The following is a 16,625-nucleotide window of genomic DNA, read 5'->3' on the forward strand; positions in this document are numbered from 1 at the left end:
TCCTGTGGTGAGTGGTCGGTGGTGGTCAATACCATGCCGACCGCTACCGAACGGTAGCGGTCGGCAAGGTGAACTAACGCCGTGGAGCGGCTATCAGAAGTCGGCCGGGGTCTTGGTGGCCGGATCTTCCTTCAGCTCGGCTTCGGCAGCGGTCTCGACCGCAGGGGCAGCGTCGGCAGCCGGAGCGGCCTCGGCGGCCGGGGTGGCCGAAGACAGCAGTTCCTGCTCCCACTCCGCGAGCGGCTCGCCGGCAGCGCCGGCTTCCGGCTTCGAATCGCCGGAGGCGCGCGAGGCACGGGCCTGCACACCCTCAGCAACAGCGGAGGCGACAACCTTGGTCAGCAGCGCGGCCGAACGGATCGCGTCGTCGTTACCCGGGATCGGGTAGTCGACCAGGTCGGGATCGCAGTTGGTGTCCAGGATCGCGATGACCGGGATGTTCAGCTTGCGAGCCTCACCGACGGCGATGTGCTCCTTGTTGGTGTCGACGATCCACACGGCCGAGGGAACCTTGGCCATATCGCGGATACCACCGAGGGTGCGCTCGAGCTTGTTCTTCTCACGCGTCAGCATGAGGATTTCCTTCTTGGTGCGACCTTCGAAGCCACCGGTCTGCTCCATGGCCTCCAGCTCCTTCATCCGCTGAAGGCGCTTGTGCACGGTGCCGAAGTTGGTGAGCATGCCGCCCAGCCAGCGCTGGTTCACGTAGGGCATGCCGACGCGGGTGGCCTCGGAAGCGATCGACTCCTGGGCCTGCTTCTTGGTTCCGACGAAGAGAACGGTGCCACCGTGGGCGACGGTCTCCTTGACGAACTCGTAGGCCTTGTCGATGTAGGTCAGCGTCTGCTGCAAATCGATGATGTAGATGCCGTTGCGATCGGTGAAGATGAATCGCTTCATCTTCGGGTTCCAACGACGGGTCTGGTGTCCGAAGTGCGCGCCGCTGTCGAGCAGCTGCCTCATTGTTACGACAGGCATGGCCCCGTAACCCTTTCATTGCTGGTTGTCGCAGGAATCGGCGATCCCTGCCCTGGCGCCCGAAGCCGCTGGAACCCACGCTGCGTCTGCCGAACAATCGATGTTCAGCGGAACGCGTTGGGACCAGCCAGCGACCCTTGATTCGGGCGCGCGAAGTCGATTCGCTCTACGCAAACCGCTAGATCAGTCTACGGGGCTGGCGGGTCAGACCGAAATCGCCCCTAAATGGAGAAGCGGAGGCTATTCACATTGGCGCGGGTCATCCACACTCGCCGACGCGGGGATTCCCATGTCGACCTGGCGATACCAGGCTGGATGGCGTGCGGTGGATTACGGCGATCGTGATGGGATGGTTACTGCTGGCGACTGCCCGCGGAGTGGCCGAACCCGCCATTGTTTACGGTTGGCCGCTGCTGCCGCGGCCAACCGTGGTGCGGGTCTTCGACAAGCCGGAGCACAACTGGCTACCCGGACATCGCGGGGTGGACCTCGCGGGTGCTGCGGGGCAGACAGTGCTGGCCGCCGGGGCCGGGGTCGTGGTGTTCGCGGGTGTGGTGGCCGGCAAACCGGTGGTGTCGGTGGATCATCCGGGCGGGTTGCGAACCACCTATGAGCCGGTGCGGGCGACGGTGGCCGTGGGGCGGCGGGTCGGGCGCGCGAGTGCGATCGGGACGTTGGAGAGCGGGCATGCGGGGTGCCCGGTCGCGGCCTGTCTGCACTGGGGGCTGCGGCGCGGGGCCGACTACCTCGATCCGCTGGGACTCGTTCATCGCACGCCGTTGCGGCTGAAGCCGTCGGCTCGGCGACAGCACAGGGTTGCCCGACAGCCCGGGATTCGGCGGCGAGCGGTGGTTCGACGACGGCGAGCGAGAACCCGCATCCCGCTCACGGTTCGACAAACGAATAGGCGAGCTCGAATCCCGCTGCGACGCAGGCGGCTCCGACCACCGATACCGCCACGATCGCCACGGCGGATCGACCGCCGCCCCATTCGTGGCGAGGCGCGGTGTGCAGCACCCGGCCGCGCCGCACACTGGTCACCACGACGGCGGCCAGCGCGACGGCTACCGCCAGTGGCGCCACGGCCGCGGGCCGCCATTCGGTATTGGCGGCAGCGTGCAGGAACAGCGCCACATTCGCCATGGCCGCCACCGCGGTCCGCCGCCACGACAGCGCGGTCCGCTCCGCCGCCAACCCGGTATCGGATATCGGCGCATCGGTCACGACAGCAGCACTCCGATACCGGCCAGCACCGAGATCAGGGCAATACCGGCGGCCAGGATGGGCACCAGCACGGTGTCCGGCAATGGATCTCCACGCCGCATGGCCGCCGCCACATGCCGCCACCGCCCGTACGCGCCGACCGCGACAATCGTGGCGAGCACAATGCAGCTCATCCCGACGGCGGTCCGCACCCCGTGATGCCGAAACGGCCGAACCAGTTCGTGCACGGCCACGCCGGCGGCCAACAGCCCCAACGCGGTCCGTGTCCACGCCAGGAAGGTGCGCTCATTGGCGAGAGTGAATCGATAGTCCACCTCCATCTCGTCCGGTTCCGCAGGCGTGGGTCGGGTCATGGACACCAGTGTTCCCGGCATACCAGCACTCGCGGCGTTGTCCGGGCCGGCGAGTTCCCGCCCACCACCGGACTGCACGGCCACGCGAGCGGCCCGCGCCACCGACGGCACCCCGCAGATCGAGGCGATCCACTCCCCCGCGACCGACTAGGCACGCTGAAGCGACCGGGGCCGTCAGCGCGGCGGACCACGATCGCCTCGCGGGTGTCTGCGGCTGCCCCTGTGGCCCTGTCGCCGGTCCTCAGTGCCTGCCGATCGACACGATCCACTCCCCGCGATCGACTAGGCACCTAAAGCGGCCGGAATCGGTGCGGCGGACCACGATCCCCACCGCCTCACGGGTGATCACGACCGACGCTTCGCGGCTGCCTGCCTTTCTCGGCAGCCCCGTCGATCGGGGCGAACCGCTCCCGCGATCGACTTGGCATGCTGATGCGGCCGGAGTTGCCGGTGTGGCGGACCGTGCGATCGCCAGTCCCTCACGGGTCGCCGCGACCGACGCATCGGCCAGGCCGCCGGTCCTAGGCGCCCCTGCCGATTGATACGAGCCACTCCCCTGCGAGCGATCGAGGCACGCTGAAGCGGCCCGGGTCATCGATGCGGGCGGACCACGATCGCCGCACGGTTGGCCGCGACTGGCTCATCGGGCCTGCCGCGCTTATCCGGCCGGCCCCGCTGGCCCGGTTTCTCACAGCGAGAGTGGTCTTCGTGCTTTGCGAGAGCTTTCACAGCCCGCGCTGCTGGTCCCGAGGCGCTGGGCGGATGAGGATGGGGGGTATGCCGAGTAAGCCTGTTGCCGACCCGTTCAATTACGCCGAGGTCGGGGCGACCAGTGGTGAATTTCCTTCCGGCTATCACCATTTCCGGTTACGTCGCCGGATCGGGGCGGGGCGGGCACTGTTCGAGGAGGCGGGGGGCGCGATTCTCGGGTATCGCATGCAGCGGGGTACCGGGATTTTTCGGGAGGCGAGCACGCCGGTCGCCGAGGCGGGCACCCGGCTGACGGTTCGGTTGGGGGTGGGGCCGTTCGGGATTACCGCGCCGTGTCAGGTGGTGTACGTGCTGGATGAACCGAATCGACGCGGGTTCGCCTATGGCACGCTGCCCGGGCATCCGGAGCGTGGTGAGGAGTTGTTCGCCGTCGAATTCGACCCCGCCGATGAGTCGGTGTACGGCGTAGTGGCCGCGTTCTCCCGGCCGGGGACCTGGTACACGCGGCTGGGCGGGCCGGTGGTGCGGCTGATCCAGCACTACATCGCGGGTAAGTACATCGACGCCATCCGACCCGCTCAGGCCTGACCGGTCTCGAATCGGCTGATCTTTTCGCCCTCGACGGTGAAGCGCCAGGCGGTGCGCATGGAGCCCCAACGGGTGTTGGTGTAGTCGGCGACGACAGCGCGGCCACCGTCGGAGATCGACTGGATATCCATGCGCCCCTCGGTATCGAAGATCTCGCTCGCGGCCCACTTCCGCAGGTCCAGGTCGTTGCCGTCGTCGGACATGGTCGCGTCGGCGGTGAGCACGGCCTCGAAGGCCTCGCGGTCACCGGCATTGACGGCGTTGACGAACTGCGCAACCACGGGATCGAGCTCGGTCATCGGAAGCCCCTTCGGATCGGTGTGCCGTACTCCGGGCAGGTTCGTATGCGTGACGCTCCGCTTGCTCACCGCCAACGTACCGCAGCGGGTAGCGCGTCAGCCGCATACGAGCCGACGCGCCCGCAGATGGCAGGCGTCAACCACAGCTCCCGGCAATCATGACCGCGACGTCCGCCGACGGTGACTCGCTCCCAGCGGCCGAGCCCTTTTCGTATCCGTGGAACCAAGCTGCCGCAGCCAGTGACTCCGCCGGGGTTGTCGAGAACCCTTCAAGTCCTCGGCACCAAACCGCCGCCGACGATGGCTCCCCGGGTTGCCGAGACTCCCTCAGACCCTCGGACCCGAGCGGCCGCCAACGGCGCCTCGCCCCAGGTGACCCACGCCCCTTCACATCCGAGCAGCCGCGTCGAGATCCCTGGGCCGATCAGGGATCAGTGTGCCGACAGGTGCGGGAGCAGGGCGTCGGCTTCGGCACGCAGGTCGGCGGCACGGTCGGGATATCCCGCACGCTCGTAGTCGGTTGCCGCCGAATGTCTTTCGTCGATCTCGGCGCGCACGATGCGTTCGATATCGGTTTCGGTCAAGTCGCGTCGGGTCACTTCGGCCGCACCCGGACCGACCGCGCTCGCCTCGATCGCCCCGGCCCGTGTATCGGTGACGTCGACGGACTCGGCATTGTCGATGGCGGCGAGGGCGGAGCGCAGCGCCGAGGCGGCGCGGCGATCGCGGGCCTTTATGGCGGCCGATAGCGCCGTGCGCATGCGGTCGCGCAACGGCACTGCCCCACCGGCTGATTCGGTCGACATGATCACGACCGTATGCCTCGTGCCGAGCTAAGCGCGAGGATTCGACTCGAGGTGTCGCGGCCTCGAGGTATCGCGGCCTACCGGTTTGTCGCGGCGGAGACGGCCTGCTCGCGGTCGGCCAGCTCCGATTTCCACTGCCGGAAGCCCTCTTCGGTCCGGCCGCGCCGCCAGTAGCCGGAGATGGAGGACGCCCATTCGGCGGTCACACCGCGTTCCTTGCGAATGTAGGGCCGCAGCTGGTGCATGACGGCCTGTGCCTCACCGTGGATGAAGACCTGGACCTGTCCGTCGCGCCAGGGCTCGGCCAGGACGGCCGCCGCCAGCCGCTCCCCGGGGGCGGTTTCGCCGCGATGCACCCAGGTGAGCTCCATCGCGTCCGGGCGTTCGAAGTCGAGTTCATCGGCGGGTCCGTCGATTTCGATGAACACCCGCCCCACCGCGTCGGCGGGCAGGGCAGCGCACGCGGCCGCGATGGCGGGCAGGGCGGATTCGTCGCCGGCGAACAGATGCCAATCCGCATCCGGCCGAGGCGCGTACGCACCGCCGGGACCGAAGAGGTCGATCGAATCGCCGGGCTGCGCGGTGGCGGCCCAGGGGCCCGCTACACCCTCCTCGCCGTGGTAGACGAAGTCGATGGCGATCTGCTTCGCCTCCGGGTCCACCGCGCGCACGGTGTAGGTCCGGGTGACCTCACCGCCCGGTCCCGGGAACAGCAGTTTGACGTAGGCGTCGGTGAACGCGTTGGGCTGGAAGGTCTCGAAGCCCGGACCGCCGAGGTGCACGCGAATCAGGTGTTCGGTGAGCCGGGTGGTGCCCTGAACTACCAGGGTCGTACGTGGACGAGCCAAGTGAATCACCTCCATATTAGGATTACCTAACTCAGCCTACGTGGATGGCCGATAGTTCGCCGATACAAGTTCGATACAACGGTGAGGCATCAATCACATACTTCCGTCGCCGGAACTCGCACAGCCCACCTCATAGCGAACCGCCCGAACGGTCTGGCAATTCCGGGCCGTGTCCGCTGTACCGCAACGCATCAACGTCCGAACCGAAGTCGCTCACGCACCTCCCACCAAAGCACTTCGAGCGCGATCAGCCCGGCGGGGCGGGCATTCACGCGCGCGGGTGGGCCTGGTCGTGCACCTTCTTGAGGCGCTCGATGGAGACATGGGTGTAGAGCTGGGTGGTGGCCATACTGGCGTGCCCGAGGAGTTCTTGGACTACACGCAGGTCCGCGCCGCCCTCGAGGAGATGGGTGGCGGCCGTGTGACGGAGCCCGTGCGGGCCCATATCGGGTGCGCCGGGAATGGCGGAGACCACCTCGTGGACAACGGATCTGGCTTGCCGGGGATCGAGGCGGCGGCCGCGGCGGCCGAGCAGCAGGGCGCGGCCGGAATCCGGGGTGGCGAGAGCGGGGCGGCCGCGGCGGAGCCAGAGTTCGAGGGCGGTGTCGGCGGGTGCGCCGAACGGCACCGCCCGCTCCCTGTTGCCCTTGCCCAGGACCCGCACCAGGTGGCGTTCGCGGTCCACATCGTCGATATCGAGCCCGCACAGTTCGCCAACGCGAATACCGGTGGCGTACAGCAGCTCCACGATCAGGCGGTCCCGCAGGGCGAGTGGATCCTCCTGCGCGGCACCCGATTCCGCCGCATCCATGGCCGCCCGCGCCTGCTCCTTCCCCAGCACCGCGGGCAGTACCCGATGCGCCCGCGCCGACCCCAGCCGCGGCCCGGGATCGACCGCCAACCGCCCCGTACGCGTCAACCATTCGGTGAATGTCCGCGCCGAGGATGCCCGTCGCGCCATGGTCGTTCGCGCCGCCCCGCTCGCGGCCTGCGCACTCAACCACGACCGCAGCAGAGCCAAATCCAGTTCCCCCACACCGGAATCCGCCGATCGCATCACCAAATGCTCCAGCAGCGACCGCGCATCTCCCACATAGGCCCGAGCCGTATGCGCCGACCGGTTCTTCCCGAGCCGCAAATGCCGCCCGAATTCGACCAGCAGCGCCTCCAAATCCTCGGGCAGTTCACTCATCCCCCCAGGTTCACCGCCGCCCCGCCCGATGGCAAGCCCCCGCGCCGCTCGAGGCCGTCGTGCAACCGGTGACGTTCATGCCCGTCGTGCGGCCTGTGGCACTGTTCGATACCAGCCGTTTTCGTCACATGCGACCAGACCGCCGAGCTCGAGTGCGCACAGGGCGGCTCGCACCGCGGGGATGGTCAGACCGGATTGCTCTGCGAGCAAGCGCGGTAGACGTGAACCGGTCTGTGGGAGAGCCGCATAGGCCAGCGCTTCGTCGCCGGACATATCGTCCTCCGGGTTGGGCGGGACGGTGCCGGGGAGTGACAGCCGCAACGGTCCGGCCTCGTCGATGACCTCTTCGGCGCTGGTGGTCAGGAAGGCCTCGCCCTCGCGGATCATGCGGTGGCAGCCGACCGAGGCGGCCGATGTCACCGGCCCGGGAACCGCCAAGGCCGGACGACCCAGGCGGCGCGCCCATTTCACGGTATTGCGGGCACCGCTGCGCATTCCGGCCTCGACGACCACAACCCCGTCGGCCAGAGCCGCGATCAACCGATTGCGGGCCAGGAAATAGTGCTTCCGAGCGGTGCAACCGGGCGGGTACTCAGTGACGACCACTCCGGTATCGGCGATCTCCGCGAGCAACCGATCGTGCTGGACCGGGTACGGCCGATCGGGACCACAGGCCAGTACCGCGACCGTCACTCCCCCCACCGCCAGCGCCGCCCGATGGGCCATCCCATCGATCCCGAACGCCGCCCCGGACACAATCGTCCACCCACGCGCGGCCAACTCCCCCGCGATCTCCCCCGTTACCTGATTCCCGTACCCGGTACTGCACCGCGCCCCCACCACCGCCACGGCCCGCTCGGTGCATTCCACCAACGACCGCGGCCCGCGCACCCACAACACCAACGGCATCGCCGCCCCCGCATCCTGCTCCGGATCCAACTGCCCCAACCCCAATAGCCGCCAAGCGGGCCACTCCGCATCATCGGGCGTCACCACCCGCCCCCCGATCCGCTCCATCACCGCCAAATCCCGCTCAGCCCTGTCAATCCCCCGCCGCAACTCGGTAGCCCCGCGCAAAACATCCGGCAACGCGCACTCCCGCACCGCCCGCGCCGCCTCCACCACCCCCACCGAATCGATCAACGCCGACAACGCCGCACACGGCCCCTCCACCACCCGCGACAAATACACCCACGCCAACCGCCGCGCGTCCCAATCCCCCTCGCGGCCAGGAACCTCGGTGTCCGGTCCTCCGCCGTGGCGGCCAAGATCCCCGGCACCCCGTCCTCCGGCGTCGTCACTGAGCAGTCCACCGCCGTCGGTGGCGGTCGCCGCCCGCCCCTCGCCCTCACGTACACACGGTCGACCGAGAGGCACATCGACCACAGCACCGCCCTCGTCATGGTCCACCGCGCGGGCGTTCTGCCTGCCGAGGCACGCTGCAGTATCCAATTCGGCGAGCGATTCCCGCTGCGCTGGAGAGGATTCGACAACGCACTCCTCAGAATCGACTCGGCACCCCTCCTCACGATGGTCGGGCAGCATTTCGCTCATGACCCACCTCGCTGCCGAAAGTTCAATGCCTGCAACACATCCTGCGCAGTCGGAACATCGCCACCACGCAAGTCGCAGACCGTCCAGGCCACTCGGATTGCCCGGTCCGCGCCGCGAGCGGACATTCGGCCATGCTTGAGCGCGTTCTCGACCGGTGCGAGCGCCTCCCGGGGTAACCGGAAGCGTTGCCGCAGCACATGTCCCGGCACCTCGGAATTGAGGGTCCACCCCGACTCCTTCCAGCGCCGTACCGCGGCTTCCCGCGCAGCGGCGACTCGAGCCCGCACCGTCTCGCTGCTCTCGACCTCTTCACCGCTGAACGACCCCGCTGCCTGAGCATGCATCTGAACCCACAGGTCGATGCGATCCATGAGGGGGCCGGACAGCTTGCCCAGATAGCGACGGCGGGCCAGGGGCGCACAGATGCAGTCGATGTCGCGTGCTGGTGCACACGGGCATGGATTGGCGGCGAGAATCAATTGAAAGCGGGCGGGGTATCGCGCGATGCCATCTCGCCGCGCGATGCGAACTTCGCCTTCCTCCAAGGGAGTTCGGAGCGCTTCCAACACAGCTTTGGAGACCTCGGCACACTCGTCCAAGAGCAGCACGCCACGATGCGCCCGACTCACCGCTCCCGGCCGGGCAGACCCGGACCCGCCCCCGACCATCGCACTCACCGAGGACGAGTGGTGTGGTGCGACGAATGGCGGGATGGTGATCAACGGGTAATTGTCGGACAGGGTGCCGGCGACCGAGTGTATCGCCGTGACTTCCAACGATTCTCGTTCGCTCAGCGGTGGCAACAGTCCCGGAAGGCGTTGCGCCAGCATTGTTTTACCAATACCAGGCGGACCCGTGAGCAGCAGGTGATGACCGCCCGCCGCGGCGACCTCCAGCGCCCAGCGCGCCTCGTCCTGACCGACGACCTCGCTCAGGTCTCCACCAACCCATGTCGGTGCGGGTTGCACGCGGTCCGGAACGAAAAGCTCGCCGTCTCCCCGCAGCCAGTCCAGCAGAGCTCGTAGGCTCGGTGCACCCAGCACTTCGATGCCATCGACCAGTCCGGCTTCGGGAAGCGCCGCCTTCGGGACCACGACGGTGGAGCGGCAGGCGGTGCGGGCTGCCAGCACGGCGGGCAGTATGCCCCGCACGCGGCGTATCCGCCCGTCCAGCGCCAACTCCCCGAGCAGCACTGTCTTCGCGAGGCGATCAGCAGGTACGGCACCGGCCGCATCCAGCACGGCGGTAGCCAATGCCAGGTCATACACACTCCCGACCTTCGGCAGCGTAGCCGGTGACAACGCCAGCACCACCCGACCATCCGGCCACCGTTCCCCCGAGTTCGTCACCGCGGCCCGCACCCGGTCCCGCGACTCCTGCAATGTGGTGTCCGGCCGCCCGACCAGGTGCAGCGATGGCAGCCCCTGGCCGATATCGGCCTCGATCTCGACCATCTGCCCGTCCACCCCGGCGACAGCCACCGAGTACGCCCGTCCCAGCGGCATATCAGAACACCCCCGGCAGATGTTTGATCTCCGGGTCGCGGCCGGGCGGTATCAGCACCGACACCACATCGAAGCGGATGCGTTGCCATGGGCAGTCCTGCTCGGCGAGCCACAGGAGGGCGAGGCGGCGGATGCGCTGTTGTTTGTGGAAGGTGACCGCTTCAGCGGGGAGACCGAATCCGACTCCGGATCGGGTCTTCACCTCGACGAAGGCGGTAACCCCCGGGGCGCGGGCAATCAGGTCCAGCTCGCCGTATCTACAGCGCCAATTGCGGTCGACGATCTCCATACCGGTCGAGCGCAGGTGTTCGGCCGCCAGATCCTCGCCCCGAGCGCCCAGTGCCAGATTGTGTCCCATGGATACCAGCGTGGACGGGCCCGTAGTCGGACCCGTCCACGCTGAACTGGGAAAACAAGAAGTCTGGGGATAACGCCCGGGTTGGGGACAACTCGGGTACCCGACCGGCTACTCGGGGAGTCGCAGGTCGGGTTTCTCCAGCTCTTCGATATTCACGTCCTTGAACGTGATGACTCGAACGTGCTTCACGAAGCGGGCCGGCCGGTACATGTCCCACACCCACGCATCGGACATCCGCACCTCGAAATACACTTCGCCGTCCGCGTTCTGCGGTCGCAATTCGACGGTATTGGCGAGGTAGAAGCGGCGTTCGGTCTCCACCACGTACGAGAACTGACCGACGATGTCCTTGTACTCGCGGTACAGGGAAAGTTCCATCTCGGTTTCGTACTTCTCGAGATCCTCGGCGCTCATCGGGTGGAAAATCCTCCTTCTCGCCACACTGGCCACACTGGGGTGTCAGAACATCATCCCGCATACGCGGCGTCGGTAGCCACTCGGCCGGTCTCCCGTACGTTTCGCCACGATCGACGGTGCTCGGCGGTGGGTCCCAGCCGGTTCAGCGCCTCGGTGTGTTCGACCGTGTTATAGCCCTTGTGAGCGGCGAAACCGTAGCCGGGGTACTGCTGATCCAATTCGACCATCATGCGATCGCGCGTCACCTTGGCGAGCACGCTGGCGGCGGCGATACAGGCCGCGGTGGCGTCCCCGCCGATCACCGGCAGCGACGGCACCGGCAAACCGGGCACCCGGAAACCATCGCTGAGTACATAGCCGGGCACCGGATCGAGTCCGGCCACCGCCCGCCGCATACCCTCGATATTGGCCACGTGAATGCCGATGGCGTCGATCTCCCACGAGGGGACGACGACCACCCGCCAGGCCAGCGCCACCCGCTGGATGACCGGGAACAACTCCTCGCGCACCGCTTCGCTGAGTCGCTTGGAATCGTCGATTCCGGCCAGCGCGGTTAGGGGTTTGGGCGGCAGCAGGCAGGCCGCGATCACCAGCGGTCCGGCGGACGGCCCGCGTCCGGCTTCGTCCACGCCGGCGACCGGGCCGAGTCCACTGCGAATCAGGGCCGATTCGAGGGTGCGTAGACCGCCGGCGCGGCGCATGACCACGCGCGGCGGCCATTCACCGCTCTCCCAGACGACCTTCTTGCCACTCGACGGCTGAGTCTTCTTGCCGCCCTTGCCTGTAGTCCCCACCGCTCGATTATCTCCCCGCGCTCAGTCGGTCCGCGCTCAATTGGACTGGGGGTCCTCGGATCGGATGGGCCCCATCCGATTCGGGGGCCAGATCTTGAAGACCGCCTTACCGCGCACATCGTCCACCGGAACGGTGCCCTGCAGCTCATCGCGCATGTGATAGCGGGAGTCGGCGGATTCGGCGCGATTATCGCCCATCACCCACAGGTTGCCGTCCGGCACCTGTACCGGTCCGAACGCGCGGCCACCGGCATTGAACGGAATATCGGGGCGAGCCGGATCGAACGGATTGTTGAACTGCACATACGGTTCCTCGATCGGTTTACCGTCCACCAGAATCCGGCCCTGCTCATCGCAGCACTGCACGGTCTGCCCGCCGGTGGCGATGACCCGCTTGACCAGGTCGTTCTCATCGGGAGGCACGAGTCCGAAGATGGAGAGGAAGTTCTGCACCCCGCGCACTGCGGTGTTCTCCGAGCGAATCGAGCGGTAGGCCCGGTTCCAGTCGTCGGTAGGCCCGACGAACACCACCACATCGCCCGGCTTCGGATCGCCGAAGTAGTAAGTCAGCTTCTGCACATAGATACGGTCACCGGTGCCGTTGAGGCCGTGCAGCGTCGGTTCCATGGACTGCGAGGGAATCACGTAGGGGCGGCCGATGAAGGTCACCACCAGGGCGGCGATCACCGCCGCGATACCGATGAGCAGCGGCAGCTCCTGCCAGAACGGCCGCTGCTTCTTCTCTTTCCTACCGTTCTCGGACGACGGCCCCTCCGACCGATCGTCGTCCTTCGAAAGGTTCACCGACTCGTTCTCGTCTGCCACGCCGAACAGACTAGCCCGGCACCGCGACGAATCATGCGGTGCCGGGCTAGTCGGCGTTCAAACCTGAACTGGCTCAGCAGTTCGGGAAAAGCTGGATCAGCGCTTTTCCTTGATCTTGGCGGCCTTGCCGCGCAGATCGCGCAGGTAGTACAGCTTGGCGCGACGCACGTCACCGCGGGTCACGACCTCGATCTTGTCGAGGTTGGGGCTGTGCACCGGGAAGGTGCGCTCCACACCGACACCGAACGACACCTTGCGCACGGTGAAGGTTTCGCGGATGCCGCCACCCTGACGTCGAATGACGACGCCCTTGAAGACCTGGATGCGCTCCTTGTTACCTTCGATGACCTTCACGTGCACATTCACGGTGTCACCCGGTCGGAACGCGGGGATATCGCTGCGCAGCGACTTTTCATCGACGAAGTCGAGGGTGTTCATGGTCCGTCCTTTGGAAGTTCGCGCGAACAGAGGAACCTGGCGGCGCTGATGCACTCGACCGGTTCATGCTCCGGATATTGGGCGGTGCGCTGGGCTCTGCGTCAGATCAACTGAACGCGCCCAAGGCAACCTGAGTATTGTGCCAGACCGGGCGAGAACGCTGGTAATCGGGTTGCGTGCGCCACCGCCCGACGGACGCGGCCCGTTAATCGGAGAACTTTCGACCGACAATACGGTGCGTCGAAATGGGCGCGGACGGGGCCGGGACCACGGTGCGGGCCAACTCCTCCTCGGTCGCCTGCCGCACATGGACGACATCGGGCTTCCCTGCAATGAGGTCCTGGACGAAGATCTTCGCCTGGATCACCGGACGCCGATAGCGGCGCTCCCGGATAACGGCACGGCGCATGGTTTTCACCCGCGACCCGTACCGCCAGCGGGCCCACGGCGAACCGGGGCGGGCCAGCCGCAGCGCACCGACGACCAGGAGCGGCGGAAAGAACATGCCGAACAATCCGGTCCAAATCTTGCCCTTGGCGATGACAATGGCCGCCAGCATGAGATTGGCCACCGAGAACAGGCTGATGAGGACACGCGCTGAGATATCGGGTTGGTGGCGCACATCATTGAGGTCGAGCAGCCACAGCGGATGGAAGCCGAGCAGTAGCAATCCGGTCACCGCGACGGCCACGAAGACGGCGTCGACCGAGGTACGGCCCTGTTCCTCCCAGTACACGTCGCGCAGGTAGTAGATGAGCGCGAATTCGTCGAGGACCAGTGCCGCGCCGACACCGAAGACCGCCGCCAGCCAACTGGTGGTGGCGACACCGTTGTCGTACAGGGTGACCAGTCCGGCACCGGAGGCCAGCACCATGATGACGCCGAACACCATGTGGTGAATGTGGGTGTCCCCGGCCCGCACATTGCCGGGCCACCAGCGCACCTTGGCGCGAATCAGCCGCACGCTGATGCGAATCAGGACGAACCCGAGAATGAATCCGAACAGCAGGCACAGCAGCGGCAATCGCCCACTCGGAATCACGACATCGTCGAGCCACCGCTGTAGACCTGCCATCAGCTGCTGATTTCTCCGATCGATCCGCACCGTGCGCTCAGCGCGCGATGGCGTGCGCTACCGCGATCGGTCCGGCCGTCGAGCACCGAACCGCCCTGCCCATTGTGCAGCGACAGCGAGTGACCGGCCAGCAACGAGGCACGTGACCAGGTAGACAGCGATAGCGCGCGGTGCCGGAGTGGGTGCCCCGGCACAGCGCGAATCACCGCCGCTACTTACCGAATCCGGCGCGGCGCAGGGCGTCGGCCATGGCACCGCTCGCGGCGGGCTGATTGCGGCGGTCCTGGCCGCGACCGCCCTGACCACCCGCATTGCCCTGACCACCCTTGCCCTGGCCGCCCTTGCCCTGACCACCCGGAGCGCCACCACTGCGCTGCTGTGGGCGACCACCACCGCCGGGACCACGCTGCCCCTGCCCCTGGCCGCGCGGGCGTCCGCCATCGGCCTGCTTGGCCGCACCCGGCTCGTCATCGAGGCGAAGCGACAGGCCGATGCGCTGACGCGGAATATCGACCTCCATCACCTTCACCTTCACCACGTCACCGGATTTCACGACCTCGCGCGGATCCTTGACGAAGTTGTGCGACATGGCCGAGACGTGCACCAGACCGTCCTGGTGTACGCCGACGTCGACGAAGGCACCGAAGGCGGCCACATTGGTGACCACGCCTTCGAGGACCATGCCGGGCAACAGATCGGCGACCTTCTCGATCCCCGCGGCGAATTCGGCGGTCTTGAATTCCGGACGCGGGTCGAGGCCGGGCTTCTCGAGTTCGGCGATGATATCGCTGACCGTCGGGACACCGAACTTCTCATCGGTGAAGTCGACCGGTCGCAGCGCACGCAGCACCGCGGTATTGCCGATGACCTCCGACATACCGCGGCCGGTGGTGTCGAGAATGCGCCGCACCACCGGGTATGCCTCCGGGTGCACCGCGGAGGTGTCCAGGGGATCGTCGCCGCCGCGGATACGCAGGAAGCCCGCGCACTGCTCGAATGCCTTGGGTCCCAGGCGCGGCACATTCTTGAGCGCGGAGCGGCTGCGGAACGGACCGTTCTGATCGCGGTGCGCCACAATGCTTTCCGCCAGCGTGGCGGCGATACCGGAGACGCGGGAGAGCAGCGGCACCGACGCGGTGTTCACATCCACGCCGACCGCGTTCACCGCATCCTCGACGACCGCGCCCAGCGAACGGGCGAGCAGGGTTTCGGAGATGTCGTGCTGGTACTGGCCGACGCCGATGGATTTCGGTTCGATCTTCACCAGTTCGGCCAGGGGGTCCTGGAGACGACGGGCGATGGAGACGGCGCCGCGCAACGAGACATCCATATCGGGCAGTTCGGCGGAGGCGTAGGCCGAGGCCGAGTACACCGACGCGCCCGCCTCCGACACCACGATCTTGGTGGGTTTGTTCTCCGGAATGCGCGAAATCAGTTCGGTGGCAAGCGCATCGGTTTCGCGGGAGGCGGTGCCATTGCCGATGGCAATGAGTTCGACATTGAAGCGCGCGACCAGTGCGCCCAGCACGGCCAGTGACTTCTCGGTCTGTCCCTGCGGCTTGTGCGGGTAGATGACCTCGGTGGCGACCGCCTTACCGGTGGCGTCGACCACGGCGACCTTCACACCGGTGCGGAAGCCCGGGTCCAGACCCATGGTGGTGCGGGTGCCGGCCGGAGCGGCGAGGAGCAGATCGCGCAGGTTGGCGGCGAAGACATCGACGGCGTCGCGTTCGGCCGACTGCCGCAACCGCATGCGGGTATCGATACCCAGGCTCACCTGGAGTTTGGTGCGCCACGCCCACCGCACGGTGTCGAGCAGCCAGATATCGGCGGCGCGACCCTGATCGGCGATACCGAACCTGTAGGCGATGCGGCCCTCGTAGATGGTGCGCTCGCCGGGCTCCGGCTCTTCGGCATCGGCCGCCAAGTTCAGGGTGAGTACGTCTTCCTTCTCACCGCGCAGCAGCGCCAGAATGCGGTGCGACGGCAGCTTTTCGAAGGGTTCGCTGAATTCGAAGTAGTCGGAGAACTTGGCCCCCGCCTCCTCCTTGCCCGGCCGCACGGTGGAGGTGATCTTGCCGCGGCTCCACATGAGCTCACGCAGTTCACCGACGAGGTCGGCGTCTTCGGCGAAGCGTTCCACCAGGATGGCGCGCGCGCCGTCGAGCTGTTCGGCGTTGTACTGGGCGGGATCGGTGGTGGGGTCGCTGATCAGCGCATCGGCCACGGGTTCGTGTCCAGCTTCGCGAGCGATCTGTGCCTTGGTGCGCCGCTTCGGCTTGTACGGCAGGTAGATGTCTTCCAGGCGCGCCTTGGTCTCGGCGAGCATGATCTGCGAATGCAGTGCGGCATCCAATTTGCCCTGACCACTGATGGATTCGATGATCGAATTCCGCCGGTCGTCGAGTTCGCGCAGGTAGTGCAGCCGCTCCTCCAGCTGCCGTAGCTGTGCATCGTCCAGTCCGCCGGTGACCTCCTTGCGGTAGCGGGCGATGAACGGCACGGTCGATCCGGCGTCGAGTAGCTCGACGGCGGACCGCACCTGTTCATCCCGCACCGCTAGCTCATCGGCGATCCGGCGGCTCACGCTCGCCAGCCGAACTGTGCTGGTGGTTCCGGCGCTGTCTGCGTTGACGGTTTCGGAGGCTGTCGTCACGCCC

The 16,625-nt window shown here is 67.0% G+C and carries 17 protein-coding genes and 1 pseudogene; 2 read left to right on the forward strand and 16 right to left on the reverse strand.

Features of this window, described 5'->3' with window-relative positions:
* Nucleotides 1–93: 93 nt before the first annotated feature.
* Nucleotides 94–978, reverse strand: a complete 885-nt coding sequence (gene rpsB, locus NU1_RS23455) for a 30S ribosomal protein S2 (protein ID WP_067524133.1) — start codon at nucleotides 976–978, stop codon at nucleotides 94–96.
* A gap of 344 nt (nucleotides 979–1,322) precedes the next feature.
* Here rpsB and NU1_RS40605 point away from each other — a divergent pair.
* Nucleotides 1,323–1,772 (forward strand): annotated as a pseudogene (locus tag NU1_RS40605) (M23 family metallopeptidase); the annotation flags it as partial.
* A gap of 91 nt (nucleotides 1,773–1,863) precedes the next feature.
* Here the strand turns inward: NU1_RS40605 and NU1_RS23460 are convergent.
* Both NU1_RS23460 and NU1_RS23465 read right to left on the reverse strand, forming a co-directional pair.
* Nucleotides 1,864–2,202 carry a DUF202 domain-containing protein gene (locus NU1_RS23460; protein ID WP_067524135.1) on the reverse strand — a complete coding sequence of 113 codons (339 nt, stop codon included), beginning with the start codon at nucleotides 2,200–2,202 and terminating at the stop codon, nucleotides 1,864–1,866.
* Nucleotides 2,199–2,555 (reverse strand): YidH family protein, encoded by a 357-nt coding sequence (locus NU1_RS23465; protein ID WP_067524253.1) that lies wholly within the window; start codon nucleotides 2,553–2,555, stop codon nucleotides 2,199–2,201. Before NU1_RS23465 ends, NU1_RS23460 begins: the two co-directional genes overlap by 4 nt.
* Nucleotides 2,556–3,332: 777 nt before the next feature.
* Between NU1_RS23465 and NU1_RS23470 the strand changes: the two genes are divergently transcribed.
* Complete coding sequence (locus tag NU1_RS23470) at nucleotides 3,333–3,854, forward strand: DUF1990 domain-containing protein (protein ID WP_067524255.1); 522 nt, start codon at nucleotides 3,333–3,335, stop codon at nucleotides 3,852–3,854.
* Here the strand turns inward: NU1_RS23470 and NU1_RS23475 are convergent.
* From NU1_RS23475 to NU1_RS23535, 13 genes are all read right to left on the reverse strand, one after another.
* Nucleotides 3,845–4,153, reverse strand: coding sequence for a nuclear transport factor 2 family protein (locus NU1_RS23475; RefSeq protein WP_067524137.1), 309 nt, complete (start codon nucleotides 4,151–4,153; stop codon nucleotides 3,845–3,847). The genes NU1_RS23470 and NU1_RS23475 overlap by 10 nt on opposite strands.
* 431 nt (nucleotides 4,154–4,584) lie before the next feature.
* Entirely contained in the window at nucleotides 4,585–4,959 is a 375-nt protein-coding gene (locus tag NU1_RS23480) for a GatB/YqeY domain-containing protein (RefSeq protein WP_067524256.1), read from the reverse strand.
* A 77-nt stretch (nucleotides 4,960–5,036) separates the two neighbouring features.
* Nucleotides 5,037–5,807: a siderophore-interacting protein gene (locus tag NU1_RS23485; protein WP_245720266.1), complete on the reverse strand. Its 771-nt coding sequence runs from the start codon at nucleotides 5,805–5,807 to the stop codon at nucleotides 5,037–5,039.
* A gap of 268 nt (nucleotides 5,808–6,075) precedes the next feature.
* On the reverse strand, nucleotides 6,076–6,999 hold the full coding sequence (locus NU1_RS23490) for a tyrosine recombinase XerC (protein WP_067524141.1): 924 nt from the start codon (nucleotides 6,997–6,999) through the stop codon (nucleotides 6,076–6,078).
* A 75-nt stretch (nucleotides 7,000–7,074) separates the two neighbouring features.
* Nucleotides 7,075–8,199 (reverse strand): DNA-processing protein DprA, encoded by a 1,125-nt coding sequence (gene dprA / locus NU1_RS23495; RefSeq protein ID WP_067524259.1) that lies wholly within the window; start codon nucleotides 8,197–8,199, stop codon nucleotides 7,075–7,077.
* A 350-nt stretch (nucleotides 8,200–8,549) separates the two neighbouring features.
* Nucleotides 8,550–10,058 carry a YifB family Mg chelatase-like AAA ATPase gene (locus NU1_RS23500; protein ID WP_067524143.1) on the reverse strand — a complete coding sequence of 503 codons (1,509 nt, stop codon included), beginning with the start codon at nucleotides 10,056–10,058 and terminating at the stop codon, nucleotides 8,550–8,552.
* A 1-nt stretch (nucleotide 10,059) separates the two neighbouring features.
* Nucleotides 10,060–10,416, reverse strand: coding sequence for a YraN family protein (locus tag NU1_RS23505; protein WP_067524145.1), 357 nt, complete (start codon nucleotides 10,414–10,416; stop codon nucleotides 10,060–10,062).
* 108 nt (nucleotides 10,417–10,524) lie between these two features.
* Nucleotides 10,525–10,830: a DUF2469 domain-containing protein gene (locus NU1_RS23510; RefSeq protein WP_067514125.1), complete on the reverse strand. Its 306-nt coding sequence runs from the start codon at nucleotides 10,828–10,830 to the stop codon at nucleotides 10,525–10,527.
* A 53-nt stretch (nucleotides 10,831–10,883) separates the two neighbouring features.
* Nucleotides 10,884–11,627, reverse strand: a complete 744-nt coding sequence (locus NU1_RS23515; protein ID WP_281221264.1) for a ribonuclease HII — start codon at nucleotides 11,625–11,627, stop codon at nucleotides 10,884–10,886.
* A 36-nt stretch (nucleotides 11,628–11,663) separates the two neighbouring features.
* Complete coding sequence (gene lepB, locus NU1_RS23520; protein ID WP_067524147.1) at nucleotides 11,664–12,452, reverse strand: signal peptidase I; 789 nt, start codon at nucleotides 12,450–12,452, stop codon at nucleotides 11,664–11,666.
* Nucleotides 12,453–12,548: 96 nt separating this feature from the next.
* Nucleotides 12,549–12,890 (reverse strand): 50S ribosomal protein L19, encoded by a 342-nt coding sequence (gene rplS, locus NU1_RS23525; protein ID WP_067524150.1) that lies wholly within the window; start codon nucleotides 12,888–12,890, stop codon nucleotides 12,549–12,551.
* A gap of 205 nt (nucleotides 12,891–13,095) precedes the next feature.
* Nucleotides 13,096–13,965 carry a hypothetical protein gene (locus NU1_RS23530; protein WP_067524153.1) on the reverse strand — a complete coding sequence of 290 codons (870 nt, stop codon included), beginning with the start codon at nucleotides 13,963–13,965 and terminating at the stop codon, nucleotides 13,096–13,098.
* Nucleotides 13,966–14,176: 211 nt separating this feature from the next.
* Nucleotides 14,177–16,621 (reverse strand): Tex family protein, encoded by a 2,445-nt coding sequence (locus NU1_RS23535; RefSeq protein ID WP_084521737.1) that lies wholly within the window; start codon nucleotides 16,619–16,621, stop codon nucleotides 14,177–14,179.
* Nucleotides 16,622–16,625 lie beyond the last annotated feature (4 nt).

Origin of the sequence: Nocardia uniformis NBRC 13702 (genome assembly GCF_001613345.1) — a bacterium.
GTDB classification, from domain to species: Bacteria; Actinomycetota; Actinomycetes; order Mycobacteriales; family Mycobacteriaceae; genus Nocardia; species Nocardia uniformis.

Bases quoted from the DNA above. Each gene is read 5' to 3' on its own strand.
- NU1_RS23510 (WP_067514125.1), bottom strand. From the start codon at position 10,830: ATGAGCGCCGAGGATCTCGAGAAGTACGAAACCGAGATGGAACTTTCC.
- rplS (WP_067524150.1), bottom strand. From the start codon at position 12,890: ATGAACACCCTCGACTTCGTCGATGAAAAGTCGCTGCGCAGCGATATC.
- NU1_RS23500 (WP_067524143.1), bottom strand. From the start codon at position 10,058: ATGCCGCTGGGACGGGCGTACTCGGTGGCTGTCGCCGGGGTGGACGGG.
- NU1_RS23490 (WP_067524141.1), bottom strand. From the start codon at position 6,999: ATGAGTGAACTGCCCGAGGATTTGGAGGCGCTGCTGGTCGAATTCGGG.
- NU1_RS23475 (WP_067524137.1), bottom strand. From the start codon at position 4,153: ATGACCGAGCTCGATCCCGTGGTTGCGCAGTTCGTCAACGCCGTCAAT.
- NU1_RS23530 (WP_067524153.1), bottom strand. From the start codon at position 13,965: ATGGCAGGTCTACAGCGGTGGCTCGACGATGTCGTGATTCCGAGTGGG.
- rpsB (WP_067524133.1), bottom strand. From the start codon at position 978: ATGCCTGTCGTAACAATGAGGCAGCTGCTCGACAGCGGCGCGCACTTC.
- NU1_RS23480 (WP_067524256.1), bottom strand. From the start codon at position 4,959: ATGTCGACCGAATCAGCCGGTGGGGCAGTGCCGTTGCGCGACCGCATG.
- NU1_RS23465 (WP_067524253.1), bottom strand. From the start codon at position 2,555: ATGACCCGACCCACGCCTGCGGAACCGGACGAGATGGAGGTGGACTAT.
- NU1_RS23505 (WP_067524145.1), bottom strand. From the start codon at position 10,416: ATGGGACACAATCTGGCACTGGGCGCTCGGGGCGAGGATCTGGCGGCC.
- NU1_RS23470 (WP_067524255.1), top strand. From the start codon at position 3,333: ATGCCGAGTAAGCCTGTTGCCGACCCGTTCAATTACGCCGAGGTCGGG.